This is a genomic window from Variovorax sp. KK3 (genome assembly GCF_001984055.1).
Taxonomy (GTDB): domain Bacteria; phylum Pseudomonadota; class Gammaproteobacteria; order Burkholderiales; family Burkholderiaceae_C; genus Variovorax.
This window is the reverse complement of sequence record NZ_LYVO01000079.1, coordinates 22,979-33,987: the sequence shown is the minus strand read 5'-3', so window position 1 is coordinate 33,987 and position 11,009 is coordinate 22,979. Positions and strand designations below refer to the sequence as shown.

At 67.9% G+C, this 11,009-nt stretch carries 12 protein-coding genes; 10 read left to right on the top strand and 2 right to left on the bottom strand.

All coding sequences use genetic code 11. The features are described from left to right. Nucleotides 1-1,039, top strand: a 1,039-nt coding sequence (locus B0W80_RS27960) for an autotransporter outer membrane beta-barrel domain-containing protein (RefSeq protein ID WP_143684808.1), incomplete at its 5' end; no start/stop codon positions are given. On the opposite strand, the gene B0W80_RS27955 is transcribed toward B0W80_RS27960, so the two are convergent. Further along, a complete protein-coding gene (locus B0W80_RS27955) occupies nucleotides 1,022-1,948 on the bottom strand; it encodes a LysR family transcriptional regulator (protein WP_077002419.1) in 927 nt (308 codons plus the stop codon). The two genes, B0W80_RS27960 and B0W80_RS27955, sit on opposite strands and share 18 nt — an antisense overlap. Nucleotides 1,949-2,093: 145 nt before the next feature. Between B0W80_RS27955 and B0W80_RS27950 the strand changes: the two genes are divergently transcribed. The 6 genes from B0W80_RS27950 (at nucleotide 2,094) to B0W80_RS27925 (ending at nucleotide 6,868) form a co-directional block, all read left to right on the top strand. After that, entirely contained in the window at nucleotides 2,094-3,335 is a 1,242-nt protein-coding gene (locus tag B0W80_RS27950) for an aconitase X catalytic domain-containing protein (protein WP_077002418.1), read from the top strand. Nucleotides 3,336-3,340: 5 nt separating this feature from the next. Beyond that, nucleotides 3,341-3,832 carry an aconitase X swivel domain-containing protein gene (locus B0W80_RS27945; RefSeq protein WP_083745687.1) on the top strand — a complete coding sequence of 164 codons (492 nt, stop codon included), beginning with the start codon at nucleotides 3,341-3,343 and terminating at the stop codon, nucleotides 3,830-3,832. Between the two features lie 208 nt (nucleotides 3,833-4,040). After that, nucleotides 4,041-4,667: a tripartite tricarboxylate transporter substrate-binding protein gene (locus B0W80_RS27940; RefSeq protein ID WP_256856703.1), complete on the top strand. Its 627-nt coding sequence runs from the start codon at nucleotides 4,041-4,043 to the stop codon at nucleotides 4,665-4,667. 217 nt (nucleotides 4,668-4,884) lie between these two features. Beyond that, nucleotides 4,885-5,559 (top strand): RraA family protein, encoded by a 675-nt coding sequence (locus B0W80_RS27935; protein WP_077002417.1) that lies wholly within the window; start codon nucleotides 4,885-4,887, stop codon nucleotides 5,557-5,559. Further along, nucleotides 5,556-6,218 (top strand): RraA family protein, encoded by a 663-nt coding sequence (locus B0W80_RS27930; RefSeq protein ID WP_077002416.1) that lies wholly within the window; start codon nucleotides 5,556-5,558, stop codon nucleotides 6,216-6,218. Before B0W80_RS27935 ends, B0W80_RS27930 begins: the two co-directional genes overlap by 4 nt. A 2-nt stretch (nucleotides 6,219-6,220) precedes the next feature. Next, entirely contained in the window at nucleotides 6,221-6,868 is a 648-nt protein-coding gene (locus B0W80_RS27925; protein WP_083745685.1) for a 4-carboxy-4-hydroxy-2-oxoadipate aldolase/oxaloacetate decarboxylase, read from the top strand. On the opposite strand, the gene B0W80_RS27920 is transcribed toward B0W80_RS27925, so the two are convergent. Beyond that, nucleotides 6,861-7,811, bottom strand: a complete 951-nt coding sequence (locus B0W80_RS27920) for a LysR family transcriptional regulator (RefSeq protein ID WP_077002414.1) — start codon at nucleotides 7,809-7,811, stop codon at nucleotides 6,861-6,863. The two genes, B0W80_RS27925 and B0W80_RS27920, sit on opposite strands and share 8 nt — an antisense overlap. Nucleotides 7,812-7,910: 99 nt before the next feature. Here B0W80_RS27920 and B0W80_RS27915 point away from each other — a divergent pair, with 99 nt between their 5' ends. From B0W80_RS27915 to B0W80_RS27905, 3 genes are read left to right on the top strand one after another with little or no spacing between them, the layout of a single operon-like run. Next, a complete protein-coding gene (locus tag B0W80_RS27915; protein ID WP_077002413.1) occupies nucleotides 7,911-8,582 on the top strand; it encodes an RraA family protein in 672 nt (223 codons plus the stop codon). Next, the gene (locus B0W80_RS27910; protein WP_077002412.1) at nucleotides 8,579-9,979 is read left to right on the top strand and encodes an amidase; all 1,401 of its coding nucleotides are present in this window, start codon (nucleotides 8,579-8,581) and stop codon (nucleotides 9,977-9,979) included. The genes B0W80_RS27915 and B0W80_RS27910 overlap by 4 nt, the downstream gene beginning before the upstream one ends. A gap of 50 nt (nucleotides 9,980-10,029) precedes the next feature. Then, entirely contained in the window at nucleotides 10,030-11,007 is a 978-nt protein-coding gene (locus tag B0W80_RS27905) for a tripartite tricarboxylate transporter substrate binding protein (protein WP_077002411.1), read from the top strand. The last annotated feature ends 2 nt before the right edge of the window (nucleotides 11,008-11,009 follow it).

The window sequence follows — 11,009 nt, the reverse complement described above, 5'->3', positions numbered from 1 at the left end:
CGCCCCATCCGCCGGCCCCGCTCCTTCACCCGGTGTCGGGCTGGATCCGGCGCTGCAGTTCACGGCGCCGCCGATCGTCACGCCGAAGTCCGCTCCGCTGATCGCCGCATTGCCGGCACAGCAGCGCGAGGCCGGCTTTGCGATGGTGGGCAATCTGCATCAACGAATCGGTGACGAGAATCTGCGCGCAGGCGGCGCGTCCGATACCGATCGACGTCGCGCCTGGGCGCGTCTCATCCGCACCGACCTCGACATCCGCCAGGGCGGCGGGTTCGGCTCGTTGAGCGACGGGCATCTCAACGGCGTGCAGGTCGGAACCGACTTGTGGGCCAGCGGCGACTGGCGCGCCGGCGTCTACGTCGGCCGGCTCGATGGCAAGTCCAACGTCAGCGCACTCGACCTCGGCATTTGGGGGCCGGTCGGCAGCAGCGACCTGCGTTCGCAGTATTTGGGCGGCTACGCGACCTATGCCAATGCGAGTGGCTTCTACGCCGACTTCGTGTTGCAGGGCGGACACCAGCGCTACACGCTGACGCCCATCCTGGAATTGCCGGTGAAGGGCAAGGGCCGCAGCTTCCTGGCCTCGGTCGAAGTCGGCCAGAGCTTCGCGTTGAACCCGACCTGGAAGATCGAGCCACAGCTGCAACTGGTGCACCAGCGCGTGCGCTTCGACGACGTCACGGTGGGCGGTGCCCAGGTGCAGACCGACAGCAACGACGGCTGGCTGGTGCGCGTGGGCGCGCGCATCAAGGGCGAGTTCCCCTCGACCCTCGGTGGCGTGCAGCCCTATGCGCGGGTCAACTTCTACCATGCCGGCGGCGGTGCCGACACCGCGCGCTACATCGGCCCGCTCGGTGTCGCACTGATCTCCAGCGGCGGTGGCAGCCGGTCGTCCAGCGAACTGGCCGCGGGTGTCACGCTGACCCTGTCGCCACGCGTCAGCGTGTACGGCGAACTCGGCAAGATCTGGTCGAGCGGCGGCGAGACGCAGATCCGCAGCGCGGTGCAAGGGTCGCTGGGCTTACGCGTGAGTTGGTGACGCCGCGCCGCCGAGCGTTTGGAACATGCGGCCGAAGTCGCACTGGCTTTGCGCGAGGCCGGCGATGGCCGACACCAGCCCGCTCTGGCGGTCGCTCCTGCAGATGGCGGCGTAGGGCGCCGGGGGCAATGCAGGCGTGACCGACAACACCTCCAGCGCGCCGGCATCGATCATCGGCGCGAGGCAGTTCTTCGGCAGGTAGCTGATGCCCATGCCGGACACGGTGAGTCCGATCAACGCGACCAGGCTGGTGCTGAACACCGTGTTCTCCGGCGTGACGCCGATGGACCGCATCCATCGCGCGTAGAGCAGGCCGGTGCCCGACCTTTCGTCCTGCGTCAGCAGGCGGTGCTGCGTCAGCTCGTGCATGCGAACGCGCCGTCGGCGGCCCACGAGCCCGGGCTTGCACATCCATGCATGCTCCGCCACGCCGACGCGCTTCGACATGAAGCGCCGGTCTTCGAAGACATCGGGCACGATCATCAGGTCGACCTCGTCGCCCAACAGCCTGTCGCGCAGCATCGCGCTCGCATCGACGTGCGGTTCGATGATCACGCGCGGATAGCTGGCCTGGATGGCGTTCACGAGCCGCGGTAGCCACGTCATGGCCGTCAGCTCGGTGACGCCGATGCGCACGTGGCGTTCGAGCACCTCGGCACTTTGAAACTGCTCGATGGCCGCGTCGCGCTGCTCGAGCAGGCGCTTGGCGAGCAGGAACAATTCCTCGCCCTTCTCGGTGAGCCTGGCCTTGTGCATGCTGCGATCGAACAGTGGCGTGTCGAAGGTCGACTCCAGTTCCTGCACGCGCTTCGACACGGCCGATTGCGTGGTGTGCAGCTTGTTGGCAGCCTGCGAGAAGCCGCCCGCCTGGACCACCCAGAACAACGCTTCCAGTTGCTTGTAGGTCATCACGATTCGATCCTCCATTCGTGCGAGTCCATCTCGCCGAGGAATGTAGATCAATTCCAATTTATCGCTTTTGCCGATCGACATCCGCACCCAGAATTCGCTCCATGGATCGGCGTTCCCACGACGCTGCAAAGGAGACGAACAGATGGTTCTGACGGATGAAGAAACGGCGATGCTGGATGGCGACAAGGGCCCGGCGGTCCAGAAGGCCATGCAGATCCTCGTCGCGCTCGGCGAGAGTTTCGGGGCGGAGCGCCTCGTTGCCATCAACAACGTGCACATGGCCGGCTCGTCCGTGCTGGTGGCCGAAGAGGCCGGCACGCGCTTCGTGGAGGACATCCGCAAGCAGGGCGGCAAGTTCATCACCCGGGTCACCACGAACCCGACGGCGGTCGACCCGGTGAAGTGGAAGGAGATCGGCATCCCCGAGTCCGACAGCATCCTGCAGACCCGCCTGACCGATGCCTATGCGGGCATGGGCGCCAACAGCTGCAACACCTGCATCCCCTACCTGGTCGGCAATTCCCCGCGCTTCGGCGAGCACATGGCCTGGGGCGAATCCTCGGCCGTGGTCTTCGCCAACTCGGTGTGCGGCGCGCGCACCAATCGCGAAGGCGGACCGAGCGGACTGGCCTCGGCACTGACCGGCCGCACGCCGGAATATGGCTTCCACCTGAAGCAGAACCGCTACGGCAAGCTGTTGATCAAGGTCGAGACGACGCTGCGCGACATGACCGACTACGGCACGCTCGGCTACTTCACCGGCCGCATCGCGGGCCAGGACACGCCCGTTTTCACCGGCATCCCCGGGGCGCCGACGCTCGAGGAATTGAAGGCGCTCAGCGCGGCGCTCGCGTCGTCCGGCTCGGTGAGCATGTTCCATGCCGTGGGCGTCACGCCCGAAGCGCCCTCGCTCGAAGAAGCCTTCGGAGGACGCGAGCCCGAGAAGGTGCTCGTGTTCGGCGATGCGGAAAAGGCGGCCGCCGAGGCCGCACTCAACCGCGAGCCCTCCGACCATGTCGACTGGATCCTGGTCGGCTGCCCCAACGCGTCGGTGCAGGAGCTTCGCGAAGTGGCCGAGGCACTGGAGGGCAAGAAGGTCCACCCGGACGTGGCCCTCTGGGTGACGACGGCCGGCGCGATGTACGCGATGGCCGAGCGCAACGGCTACATCCGCACCATCGAGGAAGCAGGCGGCGTGGTCGTGCGCGAGACCTGCCCCTTCCTCGCCCGCAGCCGCGTCATCGCGCCGGCCAAGGGCTACAAGACCCTGACCACCAACTCGGCCAAGATGGCCTTCTACGCGCCGGGCCAGTTCGGTCTTCCCACCCACTACGGGAATCTGGAGCGCGTGATGAAAGCGGCCGTCAGCGGCGTGTGGAGCTGAAAGCCATGGCAGCAGCAACGCTCGTCCTCACGGGACGCAAGATCGTCAAGGGCCAGGCCAGTGGCGAGGCGGTCGTCACGCGCGAGGCCATCAGCTTCAACGGCGGCGTCGACAACATGACCGGCATCGTGACGGAGCCCGGCCACGAGATCGAAGGCGTCAACATCGCCGGCAAGGTGCTCGTGTTCCAGACCGGCAAGGGCTCGACCGGCGGCTCGTACAAGATCTACGACATGGTCTCGCGCGGCACGGCCCCGGTCGCCTTCGTGCAGGTGAGCCCGGAGGGCGTGACCACCATCGGCGCCATCATCGGCAACATACCCGCCGTGGCCGGACTGGACCAGGACCCGACGCACGTCATCTCGACCGGCGACTTCGTCGAGGTGGATGCCGATGCCGGCACGGTGCGCGTCACCTTCCGCGATGCATCGAAGCAGGTGGCCGAGCGGCCGCCGGCGGACGAGGTCAAGCGTCAGTTCGACGCTGACCTGTCCTGAGTTTTTCCCGAGTTTTTCGATCCTTCCCATCAACCCAGAGTCGTGCACGACTCAGGGCCGGCAGCGCCATGCCGCCGCCCGCACGAACATGGAGACAACATGACCCGCCGCCCCTTCATCCGAATCGCGACCGCAGCCTTGCTGGCCGCCGCGGGCCTCTCTGCCCAGGCCCAGGACTGGCCCGCCAGGAAGCGACCTGCGCAAGGACTTGGCACCGGTCTCGCAGGTGGCCCTGATTCCGAACGTGCTGACCGTCAACAACCAGCTGCCGGTGAAGAGCCTGCAGGAGTTCGTGGCGCACGTGCAGGCGAAGAAGGAGCCGGTCAACTACGGCTCGGCCGGCGCGGGCTCCGCATCGCACCTGTCGGGCGCGTTGTTCAACAGCATGGCCAAGGGCGACATGCAGCACGTCGCCTACAAGGGCGGCGCTCCGGCCAACACCGACCTGATCGGCGGACAGATCCAGGCCGTGTTCTCCCCGCTCGTGGAAGTGCTGCCCTTCATCGAAGGGGGCAAGCTGCGCGCCCTGGCCGTGACGACGAAGACCCGCGCCCAGCGCCTGCCCAACGTACCTGCCGTCGGCGAAGCGCTGCCGGGCTTCGAGGTGGCGTTGTGGAACGGCGTGTTCGCACCCGCGGGTACGCCGCCGGCCGTCGTCGACAAATTGGCCGCGGCCCTGCAGAAGGTGCTGCAGGACGCCGGTGTGCGCAAGACGCTGGCCGACCAGGGCTCGGTGCCGGTCGGCAACACGCCAGCGGCCTTCAAGACCATCGTGGCCCAGGAGATCGACAACTGGGGCAAGTTGGTGAAGTTGTCCGGCGCCACGGCGGACTGATCGATCGGACCGCGGGCCATGAGTCCATTGCGTTTTCGCCAATCGCGTGCGGCGGCCGCATCGGTGATGGCGGCAGCTGCGCTGCTGGCCGGATGTGCGGCGCCAGCGGCGGGGCCATGGGCTCCCACGTACTACCTATCCGTACAAGCGCTGAACGCGACACCGCACAGGCCCTAACGACCCGAGCACAAGAACCACACGGACCTTAGCCATCATCATGACCACTCCCGATCCCACTCTTCTCGATCGCCTCGCCGCGCTGGACACGAACACCGTCTCCGACGCGCTCGATTTTCTGAGCCTCGCTGGCGCAACGTACGGCTTGCGCCCGCTTTGGAACTGCCCTCGCATCGTGGGCCGTGCCAGCACCATCCAGCTCGGCCCCAAAACAGATGCGAAGCCCACCGTGCACCTGATCTCGCCCGTGATCGCCGAGGTCACGACGGACGATCGCGTGCTGGTGATCGCCGGCGGCGTCGACGGCATCTCGTGCTGGGGCGACATCCTGGCCAACGCCGCCGTGGCACGCAAGGTGCGGGGCTCGGTCATCGACGGCCTGAGCCGCGACATCGAGGGCAGCGAATCGATCGGCTACCCGGTCTACGGCCGCGGCGTCACCATGATCAGCGCGCGCAACCGCGTCATCCAGATCGACTCGGGCAAGCCCGTGCAGATGGCCGGCGTGACCGTGCAGCAAGACGACTACGTGATCGCCGACCGCTGTGGCGCCGTTTTCGTGCCGGCCGCCCGCATCGAGGAAGTGCTGGACCTTGGCGAGCGCATCGCGCGCCGGCAGGACGGCATGGTGCAGGCCGTGCGCAGCGGCCGCTCGGTCGCCGAGGTCATGCACGACAAGGAATTCGAAGCCATCAACCAAGGAAGCACGAAATGAACGCGCAAGACAAGGAACTGGTCGAGCTCTTCGCCGGCCTCGACACCCCCGGCGTCTCGGACGCGATGGACAAGCTCGGCCTGCCGGGCCAATGCCTGGGCATCGCGCCGCTGGACAACTACAAGCAGGTCGTCGTCGGACCGGCGTTCACGGTCAAGTACGTGTCGGCCTCGACGCCGCCCGGCACGGTGGGCGATTTCATCGACGACGTGGCCGAGGGCGACGTGGTGGTGATCGACAACGGCGGCCGCACCGACTGCACGGTGTGGGGCGACATCATGACCCAGTACGCCGGCATCCGGAAGATCGGCGCCACGGTGATCGACGGCGTGTGCCGCGACGTCTCCAAGGCGCTGGGCGACGGCTATCCGCTGTTCACCAAGGGCCGCTTCATGCGCACCGGCAAGGACCGCGTGGAGGTCGAATCGGTCAACACGCCGGTGTCGATCGGCACCGCCCGCGTCGTGGCGCGCGACATCGTGGTGGCCGATGCGAACGGCGTGGTGGTCGTTCCGCGTGAGCGTGTGCGCGAGGTGGCCGAGCTGGCCCGCAAGATCGAAGGCGTGGAGTCCGAGATCCGCGCGCAGATCGCCCAGGGCAAGACGCTGGGTCAGGCGCGCGGAGCGCTGGGCTATCACACGCTGCAGCGGAAGGGCTGAGCATGGCCGCCACTGCAACGAAAGAACAACTGCAGCAGCTGCGCGGCCTGGGAGCCGCCACCGTCTACGAGGCGCAGGGCGCCAAGGGCGCGCTCGACCAAGGCATGAAGCCGATCGACCCGACGGTGCGCCTCGCCGGCCCGGCCTTCACCGTCGACTGTCGCCCGGCCGACAACCTGATGCTGCACTACGCCGTGCAGAAGGCCCGCCCCGGCGACGTGCTCGTGGTCGACGCCAAGGCCTTCATGGAAGCCGGCCCCTGGGGCGACGTGCTGACCATCCAGGCGATGAAGGTCGGCATCGCCGGCCTCGTGATCAACGGCTGCGTGCGCGATGCCAACCTGATCATCGACCTGGGCTTTCCGGTGTTCTGCCGCGGCCTGTCGATCAAGGGCACGGCGAAGAACCAGCCCGGCAAGGTCCAGGTGCCGGTCGCCATCGGCGACGTGCTGATCCGTCCCGGCGACATCATCGTCGGCGATCGTGACGGCCTGGCCGTGGTGGCGCAGGACGAGGTGGCATCGGTCATCGCCTCCAGCCTGGCACGCGAGGAGAAGGAAGTGCAGCAGCGCGAAGCCATCGCACAAGGCAGCTTCACGTCGGACCTGCTGGGCCTGACGGAGACGCTGCGGCGCCTGGGTCTCAACTGATTCGATCGGCCGGGCCGGCCGGGGAGGGGACCGGCCCGTCGACGAAGAACTGCGCCGAGGTGAGCACCTCGCGTGCCAGTGCGACGATGACCTCGACGCCGGACTGGCGCTTCTCGACCAGGTACGACACGTAGTACGCCACGGCGGGCAGGGCCGGTTCGGATTCGACCAGCTTCAGCGCGCCTTGCTTGAGCGGGTCCAGCACCACCGGCACTGGCAGCGCCGCCATGGCATGGCCGTCGCGCACCAGTTTCACCATCATCGCGAGCGAGTTGCAGGTGTTGATCCGATGGTGGTCGGCGCCCGAATCGCCCAGCCAGTCGCGCGTGACGTAGTGAAGGATGGAGGGCGGCGGGCTCGTCACCAGCGGCACCGAGGCCGCATCGCCGGGGCTGAAGGGCAGGTGCGGCAGCGCCACCGAGGCACCTGCGACCCATGCGACCTGCACCGAGCCCAGCAGCTCGTCCGCCACGTGGGGCCGCGCCACGGGACTGGTCTGCAGGGCCACGTCGAGCTCGCGGCGGTTCAGCCTTTCATGCAGCACCTTGCTGCGCTCGATGCTCAGGTCGACCCGAAGGCCCGGGTAGCGCACCTTGAGCTGCCGCAGCAGCTCCGACACGGCCACCGCGGCGGAGGTCTCGTCCGCGCCCAAGCGCAGCACGCCGTCGAGAGGCGGAACCTCGTTCGCGCCGCATTTCTCCAGCGCTTCTCCTTGCTCGAGCAGGTGCTTCGCATGGTCGAGCACCTCGCGGCCAGCAGGTGTCAGCTGCACGCCCTGCTGGCTCCGGGTCAGCAGCGCCACGCCGAGGATGTCTTCCAGCTCCTTCACACGCGCCGTGATGGCCGGCTGGCTCACGAACAGGTGCCGGGCCGCCGCGTTGACCGTGCCCAGCGTGGTCGCCCAGTAGAAGGCCTCCAGCTGTCTGAACGTGATGCGCAACATCAATTCAGTTTATAGCCCGGGGTCCGGATTTGTGACTTTTCGGCCGGGCGTGCCGCTCCTACAGTCCGCCGCACCACCACAGCATTGCAGGAACCCACCTTGTTCGTCCTCAACGACCTTCCCGCGCAAATCGACGCGGCCCTTCTCGATCTGCTGGCCAGCGCCGAGCCCGCCGTCATCGGGCACTTCCGGCACACCGGCTTCATGACGCCGTCGATCCGTGCGCATTTCAAGGACCGCCGCATCGCCGGCACGGCCGTCACCGTGCGCGTGCCGGGCATGGACGGCGCGATGGTGCACCACGCCGTCGGCCGCGCGCGGCGCGGCGACGTGATCGTGATCGATCGCTGCGGCGACGAGACCATCGCCACCCTCGGCGGCGCGGTCGCCTACGCGGCCAAGGTTGCCGGCGTTGCAGGCATCGTCGTCGACGGCCTGGTCACCGACCTGGGTGAACTGCGGCAGTACGGCGTGCCCGTCTGGTCGAAGGGCACGTCGGCCGTCACCGTCAAGAGCCTGGGGCTGGGCGGCGAGTTCTGCGTGCCGGTGACCTGCGGCTCGGTGGCCGTGAACCCGGGCGATGCCATCCTGGCGGACGAGAACGGCGTGCTCGTGCTGCCCGTGGCCGACATCGAAGCCAGTGCCCAGCGTGCCCTGCAGATGATGCGCGACGAGAAGCTCACGCTGAAGCGCCTGGATGCCGGCGAGAAATATCCGGACATCATGGGCACCTCGGCCCTGATCGCCAAGGCCATGGGAGTGCAGGCATGAAGCTGGCGTCGCAGATCCTCGTCGAAGGCTTTCCCAGCCTGGTCTCGATGGGCGAGATGCTGCGCTCCGGCGCATGCACGTCGGTCGACCTGACCGAGCACGCGCTGCAGCGCATCGAAGCGCTGGACGGCCGGCTGCACGCCTTCGTCGGCGTCTACGCGAAGGAGGCATTGCTCGCGGCGCAGGCCGCCGACCACGAGATTCGCGCGGGCCAGTGGCGCGGGCCGCTGCACGGCATCCCGGTCGCATTGAAAGACAACATCGACGTGAAGGGCCGGCCCAGCACGGCCGGTTCGACCCTGCTCGCCGACAACGTGGCCAGCGACAACGCGTGGGTCACCAGGCGCCTGCTGGAATGCGGCGCCGTCATCGTGGGCAAGACGCACATGGTCGAGTTCGCGCTCGGTGCCTGGGGCGCCAACGAGTACATGGGCGCTCCGCGCAACCCCTGGGGCGGCGCGGAGCACCTGTCGCCGGGCGGATCGAGCAGCGGCTCCGCAGTGGCCGTGGCGGCCGGCATGGTGCCGCTGGCCATCGGCACCGACACCGGCGCCTCGGTGCGCGTGCCCGCATCGCTGTGCGGCGTGACGGGATTCAAGCCGACCATCGGACAACTGCCGAGCGAAGGGGTCGTGCCCTTGAGCACCACGCTCGACAGCGTCGGCGTGCTGGCCCAGACGGCCGAGGACGCGGCCTCGATGTTCGCCACCCTGACCGGCGACGCGCGGGCCTTCCCGGCTTCCGAGCTGCAGGCGGGTGCCAGCCCATCGCTGCAAGGCCTGCGCGTTGGCTACCTGGCCGAGGCGGACCTCGAAGGACTGCAGCTCGAAAGCCATCGCGCCTACCGGCGCGCGCTCGACACCTTTCGCGAACAGGGCGCGCAGCTGCGGCCGCTCGTGCTGCCGGCGAGCTTCGACGAGATCGCCGATGTGTCGAGCACCATCATGCTGTCCGAAGCCGCGGCGAGCTGGGGCCACCTCGCAGCCGACGAAGCCCTGAAGATCGACCCCTCCGTGCGGCCGCGCATCCTGGCCGGTGCAGGGTTCAGCGCGGCAAAGTACGTCGCAGCCTGCCGTCGGCGCGAGGCGCTCAAACACGTGTTCGCCCGCCACTTCGACGACCTCGACGTCTTTCTCACGCCCACCTCGCAGTGGACGGCGCGGCCGCTTCGCAGCGCCGACCACACGAAGCCGCCCGTGCGCTATGCCCGCATCGCGAACCTGCTGGACCTGTGCGGCATCTCGGTGCAGATGGGCGAGGACGAGCAAGGCCTGCCGATCGGCCTGCAGATCGCCGGCCCCACCGATGCCGATGCGCGCGTGCTCGGCGTGGCGCGCGGCTTCCAGGCCTGCACGTCCTGGCACGAGCGACGCTGGATCGCCGAGGGCAGGGGCTGAAAAGCCATGCATCGCCCGTCGTTCAACTCCCCACTTCAATTGCAAGCACCATGAAAAACTTCATTCGCACGCTGGCCTGCGCCGCGGCCTTGGTGGTGTCCTCCGGTGGCAACGCCGTGGCTGCCGAGGACTATCCCTCCAAGCCGATACGCCTCGTCGTTCCCTTCCCGCCCGGGGGCAGCATCGACATGGTCTCGCGCCTGCTGGGCCAGAAGCTGTCGGAAGACCTGCGCCAGCCGGTGATCGTCGACAACCGCCCCGGTGCCAGCGGCAACATCGGCATGGACCTGGTCGCCAAGTCGCCGAAGGACGGCTACACGCTGGTGATGGCGCCCTTCAGCGTCGCCACCAACGCGCACCTGTTCGAGAAGCTGCCCTTCGATCCGTTGAAGGACCTGGCGCCCATCATCCGCGTCGCCGACCAGCCCAACGTGCTGATCGTCAACAGCACCAAGGTGACCGCCAAGAGCGTGCCGGAGCTGGTGAGCTACCTCAAGGCCAACCCCGGCAAGTTGAGCTTCGGCACCTCGGGCATCGGCAACCCGCAGGACCTGTCGGCGCGCGTGTTCATGCGCGCGACCGGCACCGACATGGTCAACGTGGCCTACAAGGGCGGGGCACCCGCCCTCGCCGATCTGGTGGGCGGCCACGTCGACCTGATGTTCGAGACGTCGCCCACGGCCGTGCCTTACGTGAAGAGCGGCAAGCTCAAGGCGCTGGCCGTCACCAGCGACAAGCGCCTGCCCACGCTGCCCGACGTGCCGACCGTGGCCGAGGCCGGCATCGCCGATTTCAAGGCAGTGTACTGGATGGGCCTGTTGGCCCCGGGCGGCACGCCACCGGCCATCGTGCAGAAGCTCAATGCCGCCGCGCAGAAGGTGCTGGCTGCGCCCGATTTCCAGAAACAGCTCACCGAAATCAGCCTGTCGCCCGCCGGCGGCTCTGCAGCGGACTTCGGGGCCTTCATCCGGTCGGAGTCGGCGTTCTACGCGAAGCTGATCAAGGAACTCGACATTCCCAGGCAGTAGCG